At 36.0% G+C, this 22,750-nt stretch carries 25 protein-coding genes and 1 other RNA gene; 12 read left to right on the forward strand and 14 right to left on the reverse strand.

The genetic code is table 11. The annotated features are described in order from the left end of the window. Nucleotides 1–453 precede the first annotated feature (453 nt). From AACZ92_RS06830 to AACZ92_RS06845, 4 genes are read left to right on the forward strand one after another with little or no spacing between them, the layout of a single operon-like run. Nucleotides 454–1,005: an RNA polymerase sigma factor gene (locus tag AACZ92_RS06830; RefSeq protein WP_339698835.1), complete on the forward strand. Its 552-nt coding sequence runs from the start codon at nt 454–456 to the stop codon at nt 1,003–1,005. Next, nucleotides 1,002–1,571, forward strand: coding sequence for a hypothetical protein (locus AACZ92_RS06835; RefSeq protein WP_339698838.1), 570 nt, complete (start codon nt 1,002–1,004; stop codon nt 1,569–1,571). Before AACZ92_RS06830 ends, AACZ92_RS06835 begins: the two co-directional genes overlap by 4 nt. Next, complete coding sequence (locus AACZ92_RS06840; RefSeq protein WP_339698841.1) at nt 1,555–2,643, forward strand: hypothetical protein; 1,089 nt, start codon at nt 1,555–1,557, stop codon at nt 2,641–2,643. Before AACZ92_RS06835 ends, AACZ92_RS06840 begins: the two co-directional genes overlap by 17 nt. 15 nt (nt 2,644–2,658) lie before the next feature. Beyond that, nucleotides 2,659–3,393, forward strand: a complete 735-nt coding sequence (locus AACZ92_RS06845) for a head GIN domain-containing protein (protein ID WP_339698844.1) — start codon at nt 2,659–2,661, stop codon at nt 3,391–3,393. A gap of 117 nt (nt 3,394–3,510) precedes the next feature. On the opposite strand, the gene AACZ92_RS06850 is transcribed toward AACZ92_RS06845, so the two are convergent. After that, a complete protein-coding gene (locus tag AACZ92_RS06850; protein ID WP_339698847.1) occupies nt 3,511–4,839 on the reverse strand; it encodes an MFS transporter in 1,329 nt (442 codons plus the stop codon). Nucleotides 4,840–4,926: 87 nt separating this feature from the next. Beyond that, the gene (locus AACZ92_RS06855) at nt 4,927–5,745 is read right to left on the reverse strand and encodes a M48 family metallopeptidase (RefSeq protein ID WP_339698850.1); all 819 of its coding nucleotides are present in this window, start codon (nt 5,743–5,745) and stop codon (nt 4,927–4,929) included. A 116-nt stretch (nt 5,746–5,861) separates the two neighbouring features. On the opposite strand from AACZ92_RS06855, the gene AACZ92_RS06860 reads away from it, so the two are divergent. From AACZ92_RS06860 to msrB (AACZ92_RS06875), 4 genes are read left to right on the forward strand one after another with little or no spacing between them, the layout of a single operon-like run. After that, the gene (locus tag AACZ92_RS06860) at nt 5,862–6,350 is read left to right on the forward strand and encodes a collagen-like protein (protein ID WP_339698852.1); all 489 of its coding nucleotides are present in this window, start codon (nt 5,862–5,864) and stop codon (nt 6,348–6,350) included. Continuing rightward, nucleotides 6,325–6,492 carry a hypothetical protein gene (locus AACZ92_RS06865; RefSeq protein ID WP_339698854.1) on the forward strand — a complete coding sequence of 56 codons (168 nt, stop codon included), beginning with the start codon at nt 6,325–6,327 and terminating at the stop codon, nt 6,490–6,492. The genes AACZ92_RS06860 and AACZ92_RS06865 overlap by 26 nt, the downstream gene beginning before the upstream one ends. Before the next feature lie 3 nt (nt 6,493–6,495). Further along, nucleotides 6,496–6,978 carry a peptide-methionine (R)-S-oxide reductase MsrB gene (msrB, locus tag AACZ92_RS06870; protein WP_339698856.1) on the forward strand — a complete coding sequence of 161 codons (483 nt, stop codon included), beginning with the start codon at nt 6,496–6,498 and terminating at the stop codon, nt 6,976–6,978. Continuing rightward, on the forward strand, nt 6,971–7,372 hold the full coding sequence (msrB, locus tag AACZ92_RS06875; protein ID WP_339698859.1) for a peptide-methionine (R)-S-oxide reductase MsrB: 402 nt from the start codon (nt 6,971–6,973) through the stop codon (nt 7,370–7,372). Before msrB (AACZ92_RS06870) ends, msrB (AACZ92_RS06875) begins: the two co-directional genes overlap by 8 nt. 78 nt (nt 7,373–7,450) lie before the next feature. Here the strand turns inward: msrB (AACZ92_RS06875) and AACZ92_RS06880 are convergent, their stop codons facing one another. Then, complete coding sequence (locus tag AACZ92_RS06880; protein ID WP_339698862.1) at nt 7,451–8,830, reverse strand: T9SS type A sorting domain-containing protein; 1,380 nt, start codon at nt 8,828–8,830, stop codon at nt 7,451–7,453. A 67-nt stretch (nt 8,831–8,897) separates the two neighbouring features. Further along, a complete protein-coding gene (locus AACZ92_RS06885; RefSeq protein ID WP_339698865.1) occupies nt 8,898–10,292 on the reverse strand; it encodes a hypothetical protein in 1,395 nt (464 codons plus the stop codon). A 277-nt stretch (nt 10,293–10,569) separates the two neighbouring features. Here AACZ92_RS06885 and lpdA point away from each other — a divergent pair, with 277 nt between their 5' ends. Beyond that, entirely contained in the window at nt 10,570–11,946 is a 1,377-nt protein-coding gene (lpdA, locus tag AACZ92_RS06890) for a dihydrolipoyl dehydrogenase (protein ID WP_339698868.1), read from the forward strand. Between the two features lie 75 nt (nt 11,947–12,021). Here lpdA and AACZ92_RS06895 read toward each other — a convergent pair whose 3' ends face one another. From AACZ92_RS06895 to AACZ92_RS06920, 6 genes are all read right to left on the reverse strand, one after another. After that, nucleotides 12,022–12,756: a diphthine--ammonia ligase gene (locus AACZ92_RS06895; RefSeq protein WP_339698871.1), complete on the reverse strand. Its 735-nt coding sequence runs from the start codon at nt 12,754–12,756 to the stop codon at nt 12,022–12,024. Continuing rightward, nucleotides 12,756–13,178, reverse strand: coding sequence for a type II 3-dehydroquinate dehydratase (aroQ, locus tag AACZ92_RS06900; RefSeq protein WP_339698874.1), 423 nt, complete (start codon nt 13,176–13,178; stop codon nt 12,756–12,758). The genes AACZ92_RS06895 and aroQ overlap by 1 nt, the downstream gene beginning before the upstream one ends. 161 nt (nt 13,179–13,339) lie before the next feature. After that, nucleotides 13,340–13,966, reverse strand: a complete 627-nt coding sequence (locus AACZ92_RS06905; protein ID WP_339698877.1) for an outer membrane beta-barrel protein — start codon at nt 13,964–13,966, stop codon at nt 13,340–13,342. Nucleotides 13,967–14,307: 341 nt separating this feature from the next. Continuing rightward, a complete protein-coding gene (locus tag AACZ92_RS06910; RefSeq protein WP_339698880.1) occupies nt 14,308–14,934 on the reverse strand; it encodes a porin family protein in 627 nt (208 codons plus the stop codon). Between the two features lie 154 nt (nt 14,935–15,088). Beyond that, nucleotides 15,089–15,703 (reverse strand): porin family protein, encoded by a 615-nt coding sequence (locus AACZ92_RS06915; protein ID WP_339698883.1) that lies wholly within the window; start codon nt 15,701–15,703, stop codon nt 15,089–15,091. Between the two features lie 86 nt (nt 15,704–15,789). Further along, complete coding sequence (locus AACZ92_RS06920) at nt 15,790–16,350, reverse strand: porin family protein (protein WP_339698886.1); 561 nt, start codon at nt 16,348–16,350, stop codon at nt 15,790–15,792. A gap of 99 nt (nt 16,351–16,449) precedes the next feature. On the opposite strand from AACZ92_RS06920, the gene xerD reads away from it, so the two are divergent. Both xerD and AACZ92_RS06930 read left to right on the forward strand, forming a co-directional pair. Beyond that, nucleotides 16,450–17,346 (forward strand): site-specific tyrosine recombinase XerD, encoded by an 897-nt coding sequence (gene xerD, locus AACZ92_RS06925; protein ID WP_339698888.1) that lies wholly within the window; start codon nt 16,450–16,452, stop codon nt 17,344–17,346. An 81-nt stretch (nt 17,347–17,427) separates the two neighbouring features. Then, complete coding sequence (locus AACZ92_RS06930) at nt 17,428–18,375, forward strand: aldo/keto reductase (protein ID WP_339698890.1); 948 nt, start codon at nt 17,428–17,430, stop codon at nt 18,373–18,375. A 161-nt stretch (nt 18,376–18,536) separates the two neighbouring features. On the opposite strand, the gene rny is transcribed toward AACZ92_RS06930, so the two are convergent. The 4 genes from rny to AACZ92_RS06950 form a co-directional block, all read right to left on the reverse strand. Further along, nucleotides 18,537–20,102: a ribonuclease Y gene (gene rny / locus AACZ92_RS06935; RefSeq protein WP_339698892.1), complete on the reverse strand. Its 1,566-nt coding sequence runs from the start codon at nt 20,100–20,102 to the stop codon at nt 18,537–18,539. 48 nt (nt 20,103–20,150) lie between these two features. Continuing rightward, nucleotides 20,151–20,258: non-coding RNA, 6S RNA (gene ssrS / locus AACZ92_RS06940), on the reverse strand. A gap of 51 nt (nt 20,259–20,309) precedes the next feature. Further along, on the reverse strand, nt 20,310–20,600 hold the full coding sequence (locus AACZ92_RS06945) for a cell division protein ZapA (protein ID WP_117160001.1): 291 nt from the start codon (nt 20,598–20,600) through the stop codon (nt 20,310–20,312). 15 nt (nt 20,601–20,615) lie between these two features. Next, on the reverse strand, nt 20,616–20,906 hold the full coding sequence (locus tag AACZ92_RS06950; protein ID WP_339698896.1) for a hypothetical protein: 291 nt from the start codon (nt 20,904–20,906) through the stop codon (nt 20,616–20,618). A gap of 149 nt (nt 20,907–21,055) precedes the next feature. Here AACZ92_RS06950 and AACZ92_RS06955 point away from each other — a divergent pair, with 149 nt between their 5' ends. After that, complete coding sequence (locus tag AACZ92_RS06955) at nt 21,056–22,744, forward strand: M23 family metallopeptidase (protein WP_339698899.1); 1,689 nt, start codon at nt 21,056–21,058, stop codon at nt 22,742–22,744. Nucleotides 22,745–22,750 lie beyond the last annotated feature (6 nt).

Raw genomic sequence — 22,750 nt, forward strand, 5'->3', positions numbered from 1 at the left:
TTGCGTTTTTTTATAAACTGAGTGAATTCTATGCTTGAAAAGAATACTACTTGAATAGAAAATTAGGGTTTATATTCTCCTTTACTTTTCTATTCAATTTTTCGTATCATAAACCCATTTGATTTGTCGTTCCATTATTTATTTATATTCAAAAAGCCTTTTATGTTTTTTATTGGTTTGTTTTATTTTTTCATTTCTTGTTTCTTCCTACAAACTTATTTTTTTTCCTACAAAACAATGAACTATCTATGGAGTATCTATGGAGTATCTATGGCTTTGCTATAGATAAATTAAACATACAATCTTGATGGACAAGCAATCTTAATAATCCATCGTAGATAAAACAATTAATGCCGAACCTTAAAATTAGGGTTATTGATAATCCAAAAAAAAATTAATAAGAACTGTAACAATTTTAAACAATACCTATCTTTAAATTAAACAAGATTGTTTTTGACATTGACCGACCAACATATTGACTCATTACTAGTTCTTTGTAAAAAAGGAAACCATTTAGCACAATTAGAAGTGTACAACCGCTATCAACGTGCCATGTACAATGTAGCCGTGCGGATTGTAAAAGATACTGCAGAAGCAGAAGATATTATGCAAGAATCTTTTATAACCGCCTTCAGCAAACTGGAATCTTTTAAAGGAACGGCAACTTTTGGAGCTTGGTTAAAACGGATTGTGGTAAACAACAGTATTTCACAATACAAAAAACAACAACGTTTTATCGATTTGCCAGATGAAACTATCGCTGCAACAGTAGAAGCGACTTCTGGAATTACAGAAAACGATTATAGCAATGAAAAGGCAGCAGCTGTATTAAGTTGTATGAGTAGTTTACACAGTAGCTACCAACAAGTATTAACGCTTCATTTAATTGAAGGGTATGATTATGAAGAAATGTGCGAAATACTGGACATTACCTATGCAAATTGCAGAACATTAGTTTCACGAGCTAAAGAAAGCTTACGGAAAAAATTAAAAATTGCGTCATGAAAAAAGATGATATAGATACTTTATTTGAACAAAACCGAACAGATTTTGACGTGCACGACACACCACAAGGACATCAAAAAAGATTTTTAGCAAAATTGAACGTACAAACTGAAACTGGCAAAAATATTTCAGAAGAGAAAGATGTTGAAAAAATAAGCTGGTGGAAACCGTTAAGTATTGTTGCAAGTATAGCTGTAATCTTAGCGCTTGGATTTTTATTTCAGAATACCGAAGCACAAGCTAGCGATTTAGCCAGTGTTTCCCCGGAGATGCAGAAAACACAATCTTTTTTTACGACCGCCATCAACAAGGAGTTACAAACTTTAAAAAGCTTTGAAAGTCCTGAAACCAAAGAACTGGTTACTGACGCGCTAACACAAATAGAACTGCTCGAGAAAGAATATGAAACCTTAAAAGGCGATCTCACAGAAAGCGGAAATGACAAACGAGTAATTTATGCGATGATCACCAATTTCCAAAACAGGATCGATCTTTTGGAAAACGTAATTAAAACTATTGAAGAAATTAAAACACTTAAAGCAAATAGAAATGAAAATACAATCTAAAACACTACTTTTTCTTTTATTGCTACCTACATTGGCTATTGCCACAGATGGTAAAATGAAAGGAAAATACACCAAAGAGAAGACCGTTAAAAAAGAATTTAACGTAAACTCAGGTGCCGGTCTTAACGTGAATAACAGTTATGGAAACATAGATATTGTAACCTGGACCGAAAACCGAACGGTTATTGAAGTTACCATTAAAACCAATGGCGATAACGAAGAAAAAGTTATTGAACGGCTCAAAGAAATTAATATCGAGCTTAACGGAAATGCTTCATTAGTGAATGCTGAAACTATTTTTAACGAAAAAAAGTCTGGCTGGAGCTGGTGGGGAAGCAATACTAAAAGCAATGTTTCGGTAGAAGTCAATTATTCTATTAAACTGCCTATTACAAATACAGTGGATTTGAATAATGATTATGGCGCCATCCATATCAATAAACTTAAAGGTAACGCCAAAATAAACTGTGATTATGGTCAATTAATCATTGGTGAACTACTGGCAGATGATAACTCCCTAACTTTTGATTATACAGATAAATCTACTATTGGTTATATGAAAAGCGGCCGTATTAACGCAGATTATTCAGGGTTTACCTTAGAAAAAACAGAACGTTTAGAGTTAACCGCAGATTATACAAAGTCTGAAATTTTAGAAGCTCAAAGCATTAACTATAATTGCGATTACGGAAAAGTAATTATAGGTAAAGCACAAAAAGTAATAGGGAAAGGTGATTATGTAAATAATCAAATAGAAACTGTAACAGGTTCATTAAATTTAAATACTGGTTATGGATCTATTAGAGTAGAAAATATCACAAATACCGCAAAAGATGTCACTATAAAAGCAGATTACACAGGTATTAAACTTGGGTTTGATAGCGGTTATAATTTTGATTTCGTCGTAGATTTATCATATGCTAGCTTAAAAGGCGAAGAAGATGTAACAGTTTTAAAATCATCAAAAGATTATAGCAGTAGAAATTATAGTGGATATCACGGAACACAAAGCTCTGGAAATACTGTACATATAAATTCCGATTATGGCGGAGTTACTTTTAATAAAAATTAAAAACCAAATAAACACATGAAAACACTATCAAAAAGCGTACTTATTGTTTTTTTACTGTCAATAACAGGACAACAGGCACTTGCACAAAACTGGAATAATTCAAAAGTTAAAGGAGATGGAAATGTAACCACGAAAACCGTTTCAACAGGTGATTATGACAACGTACACGTAACTGGATCTATGGATGTAACCCTTGTTAGCGGCAAAGAGGGTTCCATCACCGTTTCAACAGACAACAACATACACGAACATTTAGATATTAGCACAAGTGGTAACACCTTGACAATTTCAGTAAAAAAAGGACATTCCATTAGCACTAAAAAAGGAATTGATGTAACGGTTCCGTTTCAAGATCTTTCTGTAGTGAAATTAGTTGGTTCTGGCGATATTACTTCTACTAATATAATTAAAACTGATGATTTTGAAACAAGTTTAGTAGGCTCTGGTGATATTATTTTGAATGTGGAATCAAACTCCTTCCATGCAAAAATAGTTGGATCTGGTGATATGAAACTAAGCGGAAACACCGATGACTTTGAACTGAAACTAAGCGGTAGTGGTGATTTTGACGGTAGAAGTTTTGAAGCCAATGCTACTGAAGTATATGTTTCTGGTTCTGGAGATGCAACCGTTTCAGCAAAAGAAAGTATAAAAGCGCGAGTAAATGGATCTGGCGATATTTCTTATAAAGGAAATCCATCAAAAAGCGATACCAAGGTTTTGGGAAGCGGAACCATTAAATCGATGTAGTTTACATGCTGTCTCTTCAATACTTCCCACCTATCGTTAGGACACTCAGACACCAACACAATGAAAATTAAATACAAATCCTAAAAAGATGTTTTCAATATTTTTTTAGGATTTTCTTTACTCTGAAACTTCCAACTTTCGTGGTACACGAAACAACAGTATAAGTCCTACGGCGAAAAATAATATAAAAAATAATATTGCATACCGAATGCTACCTGTTATTTGAGCTACAAAGCCATAACTAAACATCCCGATTACAATTCCAATTTTTTCAGCCACATCATAAAAGCTAAAGTACGAAGCCGTATCGACCGCTCCTTCCGGGATTAATTTAGAATAAGTTGAACGCGAGAGCGATTGAATTCCGCCCATTACCAAACCTACAAACCCAGCTGTAACATAGAACTGTTCGGGTGTCGTAATCGAGTAAGCGTATATACAGATGCAAATCCAAATAATATTCAAAACAATTAATGTATTAATATTTCCGAATTTCGCAGAAGCACGGGACGTTAAAAAGGCTCCTAAAACCGCTACTAATTGTATTAATAATATACTTACTATTAATCCAACAGTAACATCGGTTTCGCCCCAATCTAGTTCTTCTATCCCAAAATACGTAGCGACCAGCATAATAGTTTGTACGGCCATACTATAAACAAAGAAAGCGGTGAGATAGCGTTTTAGACTTTTGTTTTCGCCTAGATTATTCCAAATTTTCTTTAGTTCCTTAAATCCGTTGAAAAGAAGGTGTTTTGTAAATTTTTGTTTTTTGTTGCCCTTTGGAAGATAATAATAGGTGTACTGACTAAATCCAATCCACCAAACCCCGGTCAATACAAATGACAAGCGCGTTGGTAACCCTTCATCTTCAAAACCGAAAGTTTCATGCATCAAGATCATCGCCAAACATATACACAACAATATAACACTCCCTATATATCCTAATGAATATCCTTTGGCACTAATTTTATCTTGCTGTTCAGGGAAAGCAATATCTGGTAAATACGAATTATAAAAAACCAAACTAGCCCAAAACCCAATCAGAGCTAAAAAGTAACACAGTAAGCCAAACCATAAATGGTCTAAATAAAACCAAAAGAGACCAATACACGAAACAGCTCCTAAATAGCAGAAAAATTTCATAAAAATTTTCTTATTCCCAACATAATCGGCAACCCCACTTAATAACGGACTTAAAATAGAAACTACTAAAAAAGCAGCTGCAGTAACGTAGCTAATAAGCGTATCGTTATTAAAGTCAAACCCTAAAAAAGTAATGGTATCGTCCAGTATATTACCATTTTCGTCTTTTACTAGCGTTAAAGCACCATAAAAAATGGGGAAAATAGCCGAAGAAATGACTAAATTATAAACTGAGTTGGCCCAGTCGTAAACAGCCCAAGCATTTAAAAGTTTCTTGCTGCCCTTTGGTAAGTTGGTCATATTTTAATTTTTACGAATAAAAGAAAGTCCCGTTCAAATTACTAACTGAACGGGACTAAATTACTTGAATTTATTCTATTTAAAAACTTATTTCTTAAAAGTAGTTACACCAAATTTACGAGCTTCTACTTTTGCGCCAGCGGCCCAACTTTGTATATTATTTATACGCGTATCGTTAGATGGGTGGGTACTTAATATTTCTGGCGGTGCTCCGCCTCCTTGTTGTTGCATACGTTGCCATAAATCTGCTGCTACAGCAGGTTCATAGCCAGCAATGGCCATTAAAGTTAAGCCTATTTTATCGGCTTCGGTCTCATTGCTTCGGCTAAAAGGTAGCATAACCCCGACTTGAGATCCAACACCATAATACTGATTAAATAATTGTTGATTTTCAGGATTATTGGCCAATGCTAAGTTTCCTGCTACGGCTCCCAATTGTTGCAATTGCCCGGCGCTCATTCGCTGTTGTCCGTGATTGGCCAATGCATGTGCCACTTCGTGCCCCATAACGGCTGCTACACCTGCTTCGTTTTGGGTAACGGGTAAAATACCTGTATAAAAAACAATTTTACCTCCTGGCATACACCAAGCGTTTACTGCATCGTCTTGCACTAGGTTATACTCCCATCGATAATTTTTTAAATATCCAGCATACCCATTGGCCGTTAAGTAACGCTCGGAAGCTGCAGCAATTTTTTGACCTACTTTTTGAATCATTTGCGCATCCGCTGTCCCTGTAACAACTTTATTTTCATTTAAAAACTGATCATATTGCTGAAAAGCCATCGGTAATATCTGTGAATTCGGTACCAATGCTAAGGTCTTTTTCCCTGTAAATGGATTAGTACTACAGGCTACAGCAAAAGCAAGTACTGTTAGTAGAGATAGTGTTTTTTTATAATTCATTGTAAGTTATTTTACGTTTCAAATTTAAAGTTAAAAATAAAACTACTGCTTTTTATTAAAATTTATATAAAAACTGGAATAGCTTTTGATATATTACCAATTAAAACAAACAAATCATGAAACAGATACTTTTATTTTTAGCGCTTTCAACTACTTTTATATTTACATCGTGTGAGGGCGATCCAGGACCTGCTGGTCCTCCAGGAGATGATTTTTTAGCTCAAACTTTTGAAGTAACAACTACTTTCAATTTTAATTCACAAGACAACTTGTATCAAACAGATCGTTTTTCATATCCATTTGAAGTTTTTGAAAGTGATGCTGTATTAGCTTATCGTTTAGAAGCTGTAGATGAAGATGGCTTTGACGTATGGACTCAGCTTCCTCAGAACTTTTATTTGAGCAATGGTGAAGTTATTCAATATATCCATCTGCAAACATTTGTAGATGTTCAGGTTTTAATAGATGGTAATTATGATCCGCAAACACTCCCATTAGACTTTACAGACAACCAAACGTTTCGTTTTGTAGTTGTCCCAGCAGAGTTTGCAGATGCAAAAATGAGCATGGACGAAGCTATTGAAACTTTTAACATTCAATTATAAATTTTCACAGTTAGGTTCAAAGTATCAAAACGACCAAATAGTTAGAATTGCCATAGTCTTAGCCGAATTTGCAACTGCAGATTTGGCAAAGAATGAGATTATGAGCAATTCAGAAATTGAAGTCATTAACCTTGAAAAATAAACTATGAAAAAGATCATTTTTTTACTGTGTAGTGTAGTACTATTTAGCTGTAACTCCAAAGCACAAGATAAAAAAGAACAAAAGGAATACGAGGTTACCAAAACCGATGCTGAATGGAAAGCAGAGCTAACAGATATGGAATACCATGTACTACGGGAAGCAGGCACCGAACGCCCTTTTTCTAGCGAATTAAACAGTAATAAAGACAAAGGAACATACGTATGTGCTGCTTGTGGAACCCCTTTGTATAAAAGTGAAAACAAATTTAAAAGCGGAACCGGATGGCCAAGTTTTGATCGGTTTATTGAAGGAAATGTAGAATTTTCAACTGACAATAAATTAGGGTACAGTCGTAATGAAGAGCATTGTGCCACTTGTGGTGGTCACTTAGGGCACGTTTTTAACGATGGCCCTCAGGAAACCACAGGAAAAAGACACTGTATTAATGGGGCCGCTTTAGACTTTATACCAGTAAAAGATGAGTAATAACAAATATTCCATACAAAAAAGCGAAGCCGAATGGCGAGAAGAGTTAGGTGACGAGCGTTATCGAATTCTTCGTGAAGCTGGCACAGAACGCCCACACACCGGTAAGTATAATATTCATTTTGAAAATGGCACCTACGAATGTGGAGCTTGTAACACTCCTTTATTCAAAAGCGATAACAAGTTTGAAAGTAGTTGTGGCTGGCCTTCTTTTGATGAAGCCATTGACGGCGCTGTAGAATATGTTCGTGATACTTCTTTAGGAATGATCCGTACAGAAATTCTATGCGCTACCTGCGGAAGCCATTTAGGGCATGTTTTTAATGATGGCCCTACCGAAACTGGACAACGATTTTGTGTGAATTCCCTTTCAGTAGATTTTGACAAAAAGTAACATTCTTTCCATGAATGGAGATGGCATTAGGTTCTAAATTATCAAAATTTGGAATTTGATGCCTCTTGTTTTGGAATATTACTCTTTAATAACCTCCTTTGTAATACTTCCCGCATCTGTTTCAATCTTTACAAAGTAAGTACCCGTTGGCAAACTTGACAGATTAATTGAATTGTCAAAAACCCCTGTTTTTAATACCGCTTCACCCAATACGGTATAAACCGTTATACTGTTTATGGCTGTTGATTGGGCACTAATATAGAGAATATTCTTTACCGGGTTTGGGTATAACAGTACATCAATACCATTGTTTTCCCCAATACCCAAATCAGTCTGGTTTTTATACCATACTAGTTTAGCTGTAGGCTCGATGGTTCGAGTGCCCGAAAGCACATCCTTATAGCCATCCCCATCCAGATCGGCAGCATACAACGTTCTCGGGTTTTCGAGGTTGGAGTCTATTATCTGTTGTCCTCCAAAACTACCTGTACCATCTACATTCTCATACCAAGCTATTTTATCATCTTCAGCTGAAGCTGAAACTACATCCATATCCCCATCATTGTCCACATCAATAGAAAGCACATCCCGGATAAAGACAGCTTCGTTGGAAATAATTTGGATGGATCCAAAAGAACCCAAACCATCAGTGTTTTCATACCAAGAAATAATGTCGTCTGCTGGTGTTCCTGCTACAATATCCATATCGTCATCGCCATCCAGATCCACTACAAATATGGTTTCAACAGCTGATGCCGCTCCTGAAATTATCTGTACTGGGCCAAAAGTGCCCTCTCCATCGGTGTTTTCAAACCAAGCCACCGTAATGCTACCAGAAGAGGAAGTGGCAATATCTATATCCCCATCACCATCAAAGTCGGCAGCTTGTATGGAACGCCCGTTGGTGACAGTATTGGTAATCACTTGCCTAGGGCCAAAGTTGCCTGTACCGTCTAAGTTTATATACCAAGCTACATAATCCAAATTAAATCCAGCAATAACATCCAAATCCCCATCGCCATCCACATCGGCAGCGATTGCGTTATCTGCTCCTTCTCCTGTTCCATTGTCATCTATTATTTGCTGCGTACCAAAGTTTCCTTGCCCATCGGTATTTTCAAACCACATGACCAATCTATTGTCAAAAGAAGTAGCCAATACATCCATATCCCCATCGTTGTCTATATCGGCAGCCACTATTGAAAAACTTTGCCCTAAACCTGTGGTCAAAGGTTGTTCTGAGCCAAACATACCCGCACCATCCATATTTTCAAACCAACTAATACCATCAAAATAAGAAACCAACACATCGTTGTTACCGTCACCGTTTATATCTGCCGCGCTTACAGCTCCTACATTTTGTATGTTTTCACTTATAATATCTTGTGGTCCAAAGGATTGCGCCGTAGTTAAAAAAGAACAGAAAAAAACAATTACACCTACACATATATTTTTCATATCATCAATATATTTTAAAAAGGCTACCCCTTGTACATGGATAGCCTTTATTTCTATTTAATTTCTGTTAATTGTTGTTTTTATGGATAACGGTTTCATCCGTCGAGCCATCGTTGTAGTTTTTCTCTATTTTATATAGTCCTGAATCTAAATCGTTGACCAAGTCTGGGTCATTGATACTTTGAGAGTCTTTAGGCATAACCGTTACATTTGTATTAAAAACTCCGTCATTGAATTTGGTAACGCTCCCGTCATCGGCAGCTCTGTTCCAGTTATCGTAACACTTCCGTACATTCTGTCCGTTATAATCGCACAGTTCCATATCAATCCATATAGCCGTATGATTGGGGTGGGTTATTACATCAAAATCCGTTTCATATTTTGAAATTGACAATATAGGGTTAACACCCCCATATTCAAAAGATACATCGTTAAAATCTGATGGTTGTGGGTAGTCGCAGCAGCATCTATAAAATTTATAATTAAATCCTGGCTGGAATAGTGGCTTATCTTTTGGATCTTGTTCTGGGCCTACATCGTAATATTCACCAGCATAGGGTTCATATAACGATTCTATGGTGGTAAGAGTAGGCGCATAGTTTCCTTGGGTATCGGCGATTAATGCTTCGCGGGCACGGATGCCCTGTCCCATGGTTAATAGGTTTTCCGGGCAGAGGTTGGCATTGGACATCGCGTTTTTTAAATCCTCTGGGAATATTTGATAGGGATTGTTTTGACAATCAGTGCCATTACCAGTATATTGACAGGTAAGTGGATTGATATCCGGGTAGCAATCACAGCTGGGGTCCCTAAACGAACATGGCATTGCAGCAGTATCTACCACACGGTCTGCCGTAACATCTGCATTAAAGTTAGGATCGTTGGGATCACGTGTTACATGTTCGCAGTTGGAGCCACAGCTCCTGGTGTGACGAATGCTAAGATTATGCCCAATTTCATGAACTGGAATACGGGATTCTGTAGCCAAATGCCCAGAAGAAAGTCCTGTTGTGGTTGCGTTGAGTCCCGGGGAAATACCACCAAAGCCATTACCCCAACCGTAGGCATATACATTAAAGGCGTCGTTTTTTTTGTACCCATTGTTAGCCGCCCAACTGGTTAAATGATGAAAATCACCTGTGCTTTCAAGTATATAATAGCCATTGGGGTCATTCTGAATTGCTGGACTGTCAAATTCTTCGTAGCCCCGGTATTTAAAATAAATACCAAATTCATTGTACACTATATTCAAGTTTGCTACAGCCTCCAATGTCGTGTGTTCCCGTTCCGGATAGTCATTTTGTCCATTTGGCCTGTTAACTCCCCAGAAAAAGATATTCACAACAATGGGTTGGCAATCATCTAATGTAGCGGGATCTGCCGAGTAGCTATAAACATTGGCTGGATCAAGTGTTGTGTCTTCAATAGTGGCACAAAAATCACTTAGTGTTTGAGCATTCATAAAATTACCAAACAACAAAAAGATCAATAATAGTTTGAGGGGGGGGGGGTAAGGATTTTTTTAGAATTTTTCATAATAAAATAAATTTTTGGTTAGTAGTAAGGGGAGCCATTGCTAAATATACAAAAATATTTTTAACTCCGCTTTAACAATCAACTTTATAAAAATTAAAAGCGGATGGTTTTAAGTTCGCTAATTGTTTTTTACAGCTTTCTTATTTCATTACAGTTACATTTTGTAAATTCGTAGCTTCAAAATAACGACATAAAACAACGAAATGAGTAAATACGACGTAATCGTTTTAGGAAGTGGTCCCGGAGGCTATGTTGCTGCAATCAGGGCTTCACAATTAGGCTTAAAAACAGCTGTTATTGAAAAAGAAAGCCTTGGAGGCGTTTGCCTTAACTGGGGTTGTATACCAACTAAAGCACTATTAAAAAGTGCGCAGGTTTTTGATTATTTAAACCACGCCGAAGACTACGGTCTTACAGTAAAAGGTGCTGATAAAGACTTCGGAAAAGTAATTGAACGTAGCCGTGGCGTTGCCAATGGAATGAGTAAAGGTGTTCAATTCTTAATGAAAAAGAACAAAATTGACGTTATTGATGGTTTCGGAAAGCTGAAACCAGGTAAAAAGGTTGATCTTGATGGAAAAGAATATACAGCCGATCATATAATTATTGCAACCGGAGCGCGTTCTCGTGAGTTGCCTAATTTAAAACAAGACGGTAAAAAAGTAATTGGATACCGTGAAGCTATGTCATTAGACAAGCAACCTAAAAAGATGATTGTTGTAGGTAGTGGCGCCATTGGTGTTGAGTTTGCTCATTTTTATAACGCTATGGGTACCGAAGTTACCATTGTAGAATTTTTACCAAACTTAGTTCCATTAGAAGACGAAGACGTTTCAAAGCAGTTTGAAAAGTCCTTCAAAAAAGCGGGGATTAAGGTAATGACAAATTCTTCCGTAGAAAAAGTGGACACCTCTGGTAAAACGGTAAAAGCGACTGTAAAAACCAAAAAAGGCGAAGAAACGCTTGAAGCAGATATTGTACTTTCCGCAGTTGGTATTGCCGCAAATATTGAAAACATTGGCTTGGAAGATGTTGGTATTGTTACCGATAAAGGTAAGATTATGGTAAACGATTATTACCAAACTAACATTCCTGGCTATTACGCTATTGGTGATGCTGTTCCTGGACAAGCTTTAGCTCACGTTGCTTCTGCTGAAGGAATAACTTGTGTTGAAAAAATTGCTGGAATGAACGTAGAAGCTATTGACTACGGAAACATCCCAGGTTGTACGTATGCAACGCCTGAAATTGCAAGCGTAGGTATGACAGAGAAGCAAGCTAAAGAAGCTGGTTATGAACTTAAAATTGGTAAATTCCCGTTTTCTGCTAGTGGGAAAGCCAGTGCTGCCGGAACAAAAGATGGTTTCGTAAAAGTAATTTATGACGCCAAATACGGCGAATGGTTAGGTTGCCATATGATTGGTGCCGGTGTAACCGATATGATTGCTGAAGCCGTTTTAGGTAGAAAGCTAGAAACTACAGGACACGAAGTATTAAAAGCAGTTCACCCACACCCAACGATGAGTGAGGCGGTGATGGAAGCAACAGCTGCTGCTTACGATGAAGTAATTCATTTATAGCCTGTCTGTTCGAGCGCAGTCGAGAACTATAAATTACCGACTGCCAATGAGGTCTCGACTGAGCTCGACCGGACATTATGCTATATTATTTGGAAGTAAATCACAGTACCAAAACTGTGTGTCCCAGCTTTTAGTATCACCAGTAAAACAATCGTCATCGTCCTCTTTTGAAGGACTATAGCCTTTTAACACCTTCTCCCCTATTTCAAAAGAAATTGGATGGTTAAAAATTGGCCCATCGTACACAAACGTATGAAATTCGCCATTTTCACCACACGGGTCTACCGTATCGGGTAAATCCGTTAAAAACTGTTCGTTCACTTCTCTTCCCACAAACGATTCATCTAATAGTTTTGCATTAACGCAGACGGTAAAAGCTTTAAAACCGAGGCTTAAAAACTCTTTCATTATCGCGGTAGTGTCTTTTTCCCACAGTGGGAAAATAGTTTGTAAACCTACTTTTTCTAATTGTTCCTCTCTATACTTTTTTAAATCTTCCAAAAAAATATCACCAAAAGCAGCGTGGGTAAATCCTTCTGACATTAATTTTTGAGTTGCTTCTTGCATTTTAGAATTATAAAGCTGCATAGAAGTATCTTTCGGCAAGTATATTTTCTGAAGCGGGAGTCCCATACTTTTCGCTTGAGCATCTAACAATGCCTCTTGCAAACCGTGCATAGAGACACGACTTACAGCTGTATTTATAGTGGTAACTAATTTTGAAACGTTATAATCAGGATTATTTTTTAAAAGATAATACGCCAATGCCGAATCTTTACCAGAACTCCAATTTAGATAGGTTTGTTTCATTATTTTTCAGTAAAAAAACTTTGTAATGCCAACTCATAACTTTGTAAACCAAAACCCAAAATTATACCTTGTGCATTTGGAGAAATGTATGATTTATGCCTAAAATCTTCTCTTGAAAAAGTATTAGAGATATGCACTTCAACAACAGGAGTTTCAATTGCCTTTACCGCATCGCCAATCCCAATAGAAGTATGCGTATAAGCGGCTGCATTTAAAATAATACCATCGTAATCGTAGCCCACTTCTTGTAACTTATCGATCAATTCGCCTTCAATATTAGATTGAAATTGTTGTAATTCTACTTCTGTATGTTTAAACTGAAGTTGAGTAAAAAAATCCTGAAACGATTGATCGCCATAGACGTCGGTTTCACGTTTACCAAGCAGATTTAAGTTAGGACCGTTAATGATGATTATTTTCATCTGTTTAAAATATTTGATAAACTGGAAGATGGAATGCCCTTTTTATCTTCAGTTAGTTTACAAATTGTTTATGGGCATTTCATACCTCAAAGATAGAAAATAAAAAAGCAAGGACGATATGCCCTTGCTTTCTTTATAAAATGAATTATAAAACTATTTGATTACAATTTGAACAACAATCCAAACTGAGCCGTGTCAAAAAAGTTATCGATAATATTGATATCTGCATTGGTTTGACTAACAGCTTTAGCACCGTCTATATCTGCTTTTACAGATTGATACGATATTAAATCTGACAACCCAAAAGTAATCGCAATATTGTCATTTACAAAATAGTTAATCCCAAGGCCAAGACCTGCACCAAAGCCATTGGCTTTTAAATCATCGTCAACACCATCTATTTCAGTTTTAGTATGCAAGTAGTTTACACCTAGTTCGGTAAAAGTTTTAAAACGCTTACCAAGATCTAAAAAATAATAGCGGCCAAAAATTCCTGCAGAAAGATTTGAGTTAGTCGTCTCAATATCTTCTTCAGTTTCCTTGTTCTGACCATAAGAAGCTTCCACTCCAAATGCAAAATCACTGTTAAGGAAATAACCAGCTTTCGGGCTGATGTTAAAATTACTGGTTTCTACTTCAGTATTTCTGTTGTTTGTAGCATTATACTGAATATTTCCTTCCAAAAATATATCGCCTTGATCAAAGCCGTAGGTAGGTGCTTCAATTTGAGCGGTTACATTCGCTAATCCAAATACTGCTAAAGCAGTTACTAAAAAAAAATTTCTCATCATTATTAGGTTTATATTAGAACCCGCAAATGTATCCTGAAATGTAACTAGAGCTATTAAAGTATTCTTAAAAAAAACAGTTTGTATAAGCCATTAAAAACACTTTATATCTTAAGTGTTTGATCATCTGTTTTTTAAAAATTAGAATTATTTGTATGAAGGTACACTATATTTCAGAAACTAAAAGAACGTAATCTGTTTCTCTCTGTTTTTAAGTGTTTATATATTGAAAGTGTAGAAATGAAGGGCAAACTCTATGTTTACTTCAAAATAACTAAATAAAAAAGCAGAAGCCTTACACTTCTGCTTTAGATTTATTGAATACAATCTTTTCTTAGAAATTAGAAAGAATATCCAGCTGAAAGTTGAATCACGTTGTTTTGTTGTTTAAAATCATCGGCCCCTTCACCATCGTTAATATTGGATAAACCAAGTACGTACCTTGCACCAAAGAAAACACCGTTGGTTAAGCGATAGGAAGCTCCAGCTCCAATTCCTAAATCGATTCCTGATACAAAGTCTGAAATATCATCTTCACCATCACCTTCAATTTCTATATCTCCAAAATCACCACTAAATTCAGTTTCAGCATTAGCAGATACCAAAAAACCTACCTGCGGTCCTGCTTCTATACTAAACCCATCGGCCACATAAAACTTTGCCATAATAGGAACATTAATATAATCTAACTTGGTTTTACTTTCAATAGTACCACCTTCAAAGCTTTCTTCTATTTTCGCTCCTTGTGAAGAGTAAAGTAATTCTGGTTGCACAGAAAAAACTTCTGAAATAGGAATTTCAACAAGACCACCAATATGGAAGCTTGTCCTCCCGTCTAAGTCATCAGTTTCATCGCCACCAATTGAGGCAAAGTTAGCACCTGCTTTAGCCCCTAACCGGACTTCTTGAGCGTTAGTAGTTGTTAATCCGAATACAGCTAAAGCTGTCATAAGTAATAGTTTTTTCATAATAAAATTGTGTTTTTGATTAGTTAATAAGATAAATGTACTAAAATTTTTATGATATTCATAAATATATAACTTCCTTAAAGTTATATATTTATGAATATCAATAAAAAAAGCAGGGTTATAACCCTGCTTTTTCTCTAAAGTGTTTCACATTTTAGAATGAATAACCCGCTGATACAGCAAATACTGAATTTTTAGCATCACTATCAATTAGCAAATCTTCATTGTTAAACACATCGGTTAAACCAAAGTTATAACGAGCATTTAAAAATAATCCATTATTAAATTGATACCCAGCTCCTACTCCTACTGAAAAATCAACATCATTAATAACATCTTCATCAATTGTAACATCTCCAGAATCAACATCATCAGGGTCGGTGTCAATTTCACTTTTTACATTAAAACCAATTTGTGGTCCTGCCTCAGCATACAATCCTTCAACTATATACACCTTTGCCATTACTGGTACATTTATGTAATCTAATTGTACTTCTGTATCGTCAGCACCTTCCCTACTTATTAAATCGAATCCTTGCCCAGAATATAAAACCTCGGGCTGAATAGAAAATCGTTCACTTAATGGAATCTCTGCAAAGGCGCCGATATGAAAACTGGTTCTACCTTCAGGATCGTCAAAGGCATCAAAACCATCTCCTGAAAAAGAGGAGAAGTTTACACCACCTTTAGCTCCTAATCTTACTTCCTGTGCTTGTGTTGCTGTTACTCCAAATACTGCAAGTACAGCAATAAAAAATACTTTTTTCATAGTTCTTGTTTTTAAATTTTGGACAAATCTAAAGTGAAGACTATAAAAAAAGTATTAAGACTTTTATAAGCTTTTATTAAAGGCTCTTAAAGGAAACTATAACCTAGTGATAATGTGAATACACTGTTTTTACTTTTATTAAAATCTGCGCCACTTTCTTCAGGTACATCAGTTAAACCAAAGTTATAACGCCCCTCTAATCGTAACCCTAATGGTACATCAAAGCCAACACCTACTACTCCAGACACATCAAATTCGTTTGTACCAATGTCATTAATCACCTCTCCTATAACAGTTTGCGCTTCATCATTCACAAGCACACCAAATTGTGGTCCTACATGAACATTAAACTTGTCTGTAAGATAAATCTTTGCAACAATGGGCACATTAACATAATCTAGGTTAAATTCCCCTGCATCAAATTCTGCACCTTGTTGCGAATACAGTAAGTCTGCCTGTATGCCAAATTTATCACCCAATTTTGCGCCGACAAAAGCACCAGCAACAAATCCAGTACGGTTATCTAACCCACTAGCATCCGTCAAAGTGGCAAAATTAACTCCAGCTTTTATACCCAGGTCAAGACCTTGAGCTTGAGTTGTTGTAATAGTAATCACTGCCAGAACGGCAAAAATCAGTTTTTTCATAGTATTTGTTTTTTAAGTTTGTATTATACAATATACAAGAAATAACGTATCTCACCATTTATTATTTTTTAATACCGCTATATTTAGTAATATCGTACTATGAATTGGCAACAAGCTTTAAACGACTATCAAGACTACTTACGCATAGAGCGTGGTCTCTCAGCCAATTCCATTAAAAATTATTCATTAGACCTTAAAAAGCTAATAAAATGGCTTTCTGAAGTAGAAATTAACGAATCCCCTATATCTATTTCAGAAGAAACCGTGCAACAATTTATTTATACGATTGCGAAAGAAATGAAACCACAATCGCAAAGCCGAGTTATTTCAGGCTTGCGTGGGTTCTTCAATTATCTTGTTTTTGAAGAATATCGACAAACAAACCCTTTAGAGCTCATTGAAAGCCCAAAAATTGCCCGGAAACTGCCCGACACGCTATCAACCGAAGAAATAGATTCCTTAATTGAAGCTATTGATTTGTACCACCCGCAAGGCGAGCGAAACCGTGCCATACTAGAAACCTTGTATGCATGCGGTTTGCGTGTTTCTGAATTAACTAGTTTAAAAATATCAGACTTGTTCTTCGATGAAGGATTTATAAAAGTTTCTGGAAAAGGTGATAAAGAACGTTTTGTGCCCATTGGCGGAAATACCATAAAATACATCAATATTTATAAAAATGAAGTGCGTATTCACACACCTATTCAACCAAAAGCGGAAGACAACTTATTCTTAAACCGAAGAGGAAACCCGCTTACACGAGCCATGATTTTTACCATCGTAAAACAGTTGGCTGAAAAAATAGGAATTCAAAAAAAGATAAGTCCGCATACTTTTCGACATTCATTTGCTACACATTTACTTGAAAATGGAGCCGATTTACGGTCTATACAGCAGATGCTAGGTCATGAAAGTATTACTACTACTGAAATATACACGCATGTTGACACTACCCACCTTACTGAAGTGATTAATAAGTACCATCCCCGGAAATAGGGTTAAAAAAACGCTAAAAGCTAACATCTTCTTTCTATAAAAACGAGTGTTTTGTATCTTAAACAAAAAAGAAATTAGATTATGAAAACACTGAAATTTGACAATGGCGACACGATGCACGCCATAGGATTAGGAACTTGGAAAGCAACTGGAAGCGACGTGAAAAATGCTGTAAAAGAAGCTTTATATGCTGGTTACAGACATATTGATACGGCAGCCGTATACGGAAATGAAGAAGTTATTGGAGAAGCGTTAGCCGAAGTTTTTGCAGAAGGTAATATTTTAAGAGAAGATGTATTTATTACATCTAAACTTTGGAATGATGCTCATCAAGAAGGTCAGGTAATTCCCGCAATTGAAGACTCTTTAAACAAACTAAAATTAGATTACCTAGACTTATATTTAATCCATTGGCCAGTGGCTTTTAAATCTGGAGTAGGACAACCTTCAAAGCCTTCAGATTATGTTTCAGCAGATGAAGCTCCTATTATAGAAACTTGGAAGCAGATGGAAAAAGCTAAAAAAACTGGTCATGCTAAACATATAGGGGTTTCTAATTTCAGTAAGGAAAAATTAAAAGATCTTATTTCAAAAGCTGAAATAAAACCCGAAATGAACCAAGTAGAAATGCACCCGTACTTACAACAAGATGATTTGGTCGATTTTTGTAAAAATGAAAATATCTTAATGACTGCCTATTCTCCATTAGGTTCTGGCGATAGAAGTGCTGCGATGAAAGGTGAAGACGAACCAAATTTGATGGAAATTGATGAAATTAAAGAAATTGCAAGAAAGAACGGCGCTTCAACAGCTCAAGTATTAATTAATTGGCACACCCAACGTGGAACAGCGACTATACCAAAATCTGCCAGTAAAGAACACATTAAAGATAACTTTCAAGCTGCCAGCTTAGAGTTGGATAAGGAAGATTTAAAAACCATTAAAAGCCTAAACAAGAATTACAGATTTATAACAGGCAAGTTTTTTGAATGCCCAGAAAAAGGCTATGATAACATTTATAATGATTAAAATAAACTCGAGGTTTTAAAAATCTCAACACAATGAATCACAAAAAACCAAGAGCTTTTGACTCTTGGTTTTTTATTTGAATATAATTTAAAACAGCCTTATTAACTTGTTCTGACCGGAGTCGGAGAGCTAATTACCATCTACCGACTAACAACTACCAACTACTTGGCAACGTTAACAGCTCTTGTTTCTCGTATTACAGTTACTTTAACTTGTCCTGGATACGTCATATCAGTTTGAATTTTCTGAGATATTTCAAAAGAAAGTTGCGCTGCTCTTTCATCGCTCACTTTTTCACTCTCTACCATAACTCTAAGTTCACGGCCCGCTTGAATAGCATACGCTTTATTCACACCGTTAAAACCAAAAGCTATATCTTCTAAATCTTTAAGACGTTGAATATACGAATCTAATACTTGACGGCGAGCACCTGGACGAGCACCGCTTATTGCATCACATACTTGAACGATTGGTGACAATAGGCTTGTCATTTCAATTTCGTCGTGGTGAGCACCAATGGCATTACATACTTCTGGTTTTTCACCATATTTTTCGGCCCATTGCATTCCTAAGATTGCGTGAGGTACTTCTGTTTCGGTTTCTGGCACTTTACCAATGTCGTGTAATAAACCAGCTCTTTTAGCTAGTTTTGGATTTAAGCCTAACTCTGAAGCCATTACCCCGCACAATCTAGCAACTTCACGTGAGTGATGTAATAAGTTTTGGCCATACGAAGAACGGTAGCGCATTCTACCAACCGCTTTAATTAATTCAGGGCTTAAGCCGTGGATACCTAAATCGATTACTGTACGTTTACCAACTTCTAATATTTCATCTTCAATTTGTTTTGAAGTCTTTTTTACTACTTCTTCAATACGTGCTGGGTGAATACGACCATCGGTCACTAATTTATGCAACGATAATCGCGCCACTTCCCTACGTACAGAGTCGAAACACGACAGGATAATAGCCTCTGGAGTATCGTCAACAATAATTTCTACACCAGTAGCAGCTTCAATCGCACGAATGTTTCGTCCTTCTCTACCAATAATACGTCCTTTAACATCATCGCTTTCCAAGTTGAATACGGACACACAATTGTCAATCGCTTCCTCAGTACCTATTCGTTGTATTGTGTTAATTACAATTTTCTTGGCTTCTTGCTGTGCCGTCATTTTGGCTTCGTCGATAGAAGACTGCACAAATTTCATAGCGTCAGTTTTGGCTTCATCTTTTAAGCTTTCAACCAATTGTGATTTTGCTTCTTCTGCCGATAGGCTTGAAATAACCTCCAATTGCTCAATTTGACTTTTATGCAATTTTTCAACTTCATTTTGTTTCTTTTCAAGAAAGTCTAGTCGTTCATCATATTCTTTCTTTTTGCCTTCAATTTGTGAATTTAGCTTTTTAGATTTTGCTAATTCACTAGAAACCTGAGATTCTTTATCTTTGGTACGCTTTTCAGCATCACCCATTTTAGATTCGCGCTTATTAATCACTTTTTCGTGTTCCGATTTAAGCTCGATGAATTTTTCCTTCGCTTGTAATATTTTGTCTTTTTTAATTGACTCAGCTTCGGTTTTGGCTTCTTTTAAAATAGAAGCTGCATTTTTCTTCGCTGATTTTATTAAATGGGAAGAGTTATTACGCTCTATTAGCTTAGCTATTAAAAAGCCTATTGCTAAAGCTACAATTCCCACTATTATTAGGGTAACCATATTGTCCATAATTTAAACTTTATATATAAAAAAAGCCTGCACTAATGTGTTTTGAATAAACTCCTAAAAGAAAGTTTAGGGCTAACAAACTGGTCAAACATCCGCTCAAAGACGGCTCGTTTTAACAGCTTTAACTCACCCTTCTTATAAGAATTAGTGTTGAGTTTACCAAAAAGATATTAATGCAGGCAGTAACCTTTGTTATGAAAAGAACGTTTATGACAGGTGCTCTTGCAGTAATTGGTTTAAAGCCTCTAGCTTTTCCTCCATTTCCTGCTTGTCATTTGTTTTATCTATCTGTTTTTGCTCTACCTGGGCTGCAAATTGCAAGGCACACATGGCCAATACATCTTGTTTGTCCCTTACGGCATAGCTTTTTTCAAACCGTTTAATCATTTCTTCTATTTTCTTAGTGGCTAATCGCAGCCCCTCTTCTTGTGAAGGGTTTATTGTTAATGGATATACCCTATCAGCAATAGAAAGTTTTATTTTTAATTGGTTCGACATCTTCTTTTTATCTTTTTATTCAGAAAGCTGGGTAATACATTGGTCAATTTCCCGAACTAAAGCATTTATCTTGAGCTTTGTATCTCTTTTATATTGGTCGCTGCCAAGCATTGAATTTGCCATTTTTAACGAACTGCATTTTTCACGCAGGGTTTCAATTTCTTTTTCAGATTCTTCCTTTTGTGAACGTAAAACGCTGAGTTCTTCTTCTAATCTAGTGTTTTGTTGCCTCAGTTTTTCGTATCTGTGCAATAACTTACTAATTCTATTTTCAAGAGAATCAACAATTTCTGAAAGCTTGCTCATTAAAAATTATTTCAATACTTCTAACACAAAGTTAACATTCGAGTTTCAATAAGACAACAGTTTTCTGTAATTTTTTGTAATATTGAATTATTGCACAATAAATTTACACTACTCCCCTTTTTAAATAAGCATATTCTTATTTTTACAATATGAAGAAATTTATATTCTGCCTTTTATTATTGGGCTTTACTGCTCTTGGACAAAAATCGATACCTAAAGATTATTTTAGTAATCCAATGGAGATTCCCTTAATCCTTTCTGGAAGTTTTGGTGAGCTTCGTAGCAACCATTTTCACAGCGGGTTGGATATTAAAACCCAACAACGAACAGGGCTTCCGGTATACGCTCCTGCCGATGGATACGTAAGCCGAATAAAAGTATCTCATTATGGCTATGGCAAAGCGTTATACATTAAGCATCCAAATGGTTATACTACCGTTTATGCCCATTTAAAAAACTATGCTGGGGATATTTTTAAGTATGTTCACGATATTCAATACAAAAAAGAGACGGAAGAAGTTGAACTTTTCCCTAATGCATCGGCACTTAAGGTGAGCAAAGGTGATTTAATTGGCTATTCTGGGAATACTGGAGGTAGCGGTGGCCCTCATTTGCATTTTGAAATTCGTGACGCAGCTTCTCGCCCTATGAACCCTATGCTTTTTGGTATTGGTGTCCCAGATTCTAAGAAACCCTTAATTATTAATCTTCAAGCGTATCCTATTGGCGAAGATGCTCAAGTAAACCATAGTCAAGACCGTACTAAACTTCGATTGATTCTTCAAAAAGACGGCAGCTACAAAACAGAAAAAATAAAAGCCTTCGGGAAAACAGGGTTTGGTGTTTCGGCATACGACCAATTAGATGGGGCTTCAAATAAAAATGGAGTATATCAAATAAAGACAACCTACAATGGGCAGGAAAAAATAAATATACTGTTTGAAAAATTTTCTTTTGCCGAAACACGCTATCTAAATCGGTTTATCGATTATAACTATTGGATGACCAATAAAAGCCGTGTTCAAAAACTATTTAGACAATCAAATAATCCTTTGAGCATCATTGTAAGCGAGGATACTGACGGATATATTGAGGTTAAAGAAGGGTTTAACGCCAATTACACTATTAAAGTAACCGATTTTGAAGGGAATGAAACCCTTATTACCGTTCCTATTGAAGGGAAAAAGGAAGAGATCGTTACCCCAAGAGAAGTTATTAAGACAGATGATTATATTTATGCAGACCAAGCCACGTCGATAACCAAAGGCAAATACAGCGTATATATTCCAGCTAACAGTTTATATGACGATACTTTTCTTGATATAAGGACCTCCAGCGACACACTCGATTTTCATACTGATGTAATTCCTATTCATAAAAATATTACCATTACTGCAGATATTTCAAACTATAATGATGTTGACAAAGACAAACTATACATAGGTCGCTTAAATTATTATGGACGCCCTTATTACAATACAACATACCGAAAGGGTGACAAGCTTTCTGCAAAAACTCGAACTTTTGGAACTTATGTTATAGCCACAGATACAACACCACCAACAATTAAACCTATTAATTTTGATGATGGTAAGTGGATAAGTAGTAATAAAACGTTACAACTTTCTATTGATGATGAATTGAGCGGCATAAGTTCGTATCGGGGAACAATTAACGGAAAATTCATTTTAATGGAATATGATTACAAAAAAGACGTTATAACTTATAATTTTGATGACAAAATCATATCAGAATCCGAAAACAATTTGAAAGTAATTGTTACCGATAATGTGGGAAATAGTGCTACATTTGAGGCAACTTTTTTCAGAAAACAATAATAACTA

This window comes from uncultured Marixanthomonas sp., assembly GCF_963974425.1.
Classification (GTDB): Bacteria; Bacteroidota; Bacteroidia; order Flavobacteriales; family Flavobacteriaceae; genus Marixanthomonas.

Bases quoted from the DNA above. Each gene is read 5' to 3' on its own strand.
- AACZ92_RS06835 (WP_339698838.1), top strand. From the start codon at position 1,002: ATGAAAAAAGATGATATAGATACTTTATTTGAACAAAACCGAACAGAT.
- AACZ92_RS06840 (WP_339698841.1), top strand. From the start codon at position 1,555: ATGAAAATACAATCTAAAACACTACTTTTTCTTTTATTGCTACCTACA.
- AACZ92_RS06845 (WP_339698844.1), top strand. From the start codon at position 2,659: ATGAAAACACTATCAAAAAGCGTACTTATTGTTTTTTTACTGTCAATA.
- AACZ92_RS06850 (WP_339698847.1), bottom strand. From the start codon at position 4,839: ATGACCAACTTACCAAAGGGCAGCAAGAAACTTTTAAATGCTTGGGCT.
- AACZ92_RS06855 (WP_339698850.1), bottom strand. From the start codon at position 5,745: ATGAATTATAAAAAAACACTATCTCTACTAACAGTACTTGCTTTTGCT.
- AACZ92_RS06860 (WP_339698852.1), top strand. From the start codon at position 5,862: ATGAAACAGATACTTTTATTTTTAGCGCTTTCAACTACTTTTATATTT.
- msrB (WP_339698856.1), top strand. From the start codon at position 6,496: ATGAAAAAGATCATTTTTTTACTGTGTAGTGTAGTACTATTTAGCTGT.
- msrB (WP_339698859.1), top strand. From the start codon at position 6,971: ATGAGTAATAACAAATATTCCATACAAAAAAGCGAAGCCGAATGGCGA.
- AACZ92_RS06880 (WP_339698862.1), bottom strand. From the start codon at position 8,830: ATGAAAAATATATGTGTAGGTGTAATTGTTTTTTTCTGTTCTTTTTTA.
- AACZ92_RS06885 (WP_339698865.1), bottom strand. From the start codon at position 10,292: ATGAATGCTCAAACACTAAGTGATTTTTGTGCCACTATTGAAGACACA.
- lpdA (WP_339698868.1), top strand. From the start codon at position 10,570: ATGAGTAAATACGACGTAATCGTTTTAGGAAGTGGTCCCGGAGGCTAT.
- AACZ92_RS06895 (WP_339698871.1), bottom strand. From the start codon at position 12,756: ATGAAACAAACCTATCTAAATTGGAGTTCTGGTAAAGATTCGGCATTG.
- aroQ (WP_339698874.1), bottom strand. From the start codon at position 13,178: ATGAAAATAATCATCATTAACGGTCCTAACTTAAATCTGCTTGGTAAA.
- AACZ92_RS06905 (WP_339698877.1), bottom strand. From the start codon at position 13,966: ATGAGAAATTTTTTTTTAGTAACTGCTTTAGCAGTATTTGGATTAGCG.
- AACZ92_RS06910 (WP_339698880.1), bottom strand. From the start codon at position 14,934: ATGAAAAAACTATTACTTATGACAGCTTTAGCTGTATTCGGATTAACA.
- AACZ92_RS06915 (WP_339698883.1), bottom strand. From the start codon at position 15,703: ATGAAAAAAGTATTTTTTATTGCTGTACTTGCAGTATTTGGAGTAACA.
- AACZ92_RS06920 (WP_339698886.1), bottom strand. From the start codon at position 16,350: ATGAAAAAACTGATTTTTGCCGTTCTGGCAGTGATTACTATTACAACA.
- xerD (WP_339698888.1), top strand. From the start codon at position 16,450: ATGAATTGGCAACAAGCTTTAAACGACTATCAAGACTACTTACGCATA.
- AACZ92_RS06930 (WP_339698890.1), top strand. From the start codon at position 17,428: ATGAAAACACTGAAATTTGACAATGGCGACACGATGCACGCCATAGGA.
- rny (WP_339698892.1), bottom strand. From the start codon at position 20,102: ATGGACAATATGGTTACCCTAATAATAGTGGGAATTGTAGCTTTAGCA.
- AACZ92_RS06945 (WP_117160001.1), bottom strand. From the start codon at position 20,600: ATGTCGAACCAATTAAAAATAAAACTTTCTATTGCTGATAGGGTATAT.
- AACZ92_RS06950 (WP_339698896.1), bottom strand. From the start codon at position 20,906: ATGAGCAAGCTTTCAGAAATTGTTGATTCTCTTGAAAATAGAATTAGT.
- AACZ92_RS06955 (WP_339698899.1), top strand. From the start codon at position 21,056: ATGAAGAAATTTATATTCTGCCTTTTATTATTGGGCTTTACTGCTCTT.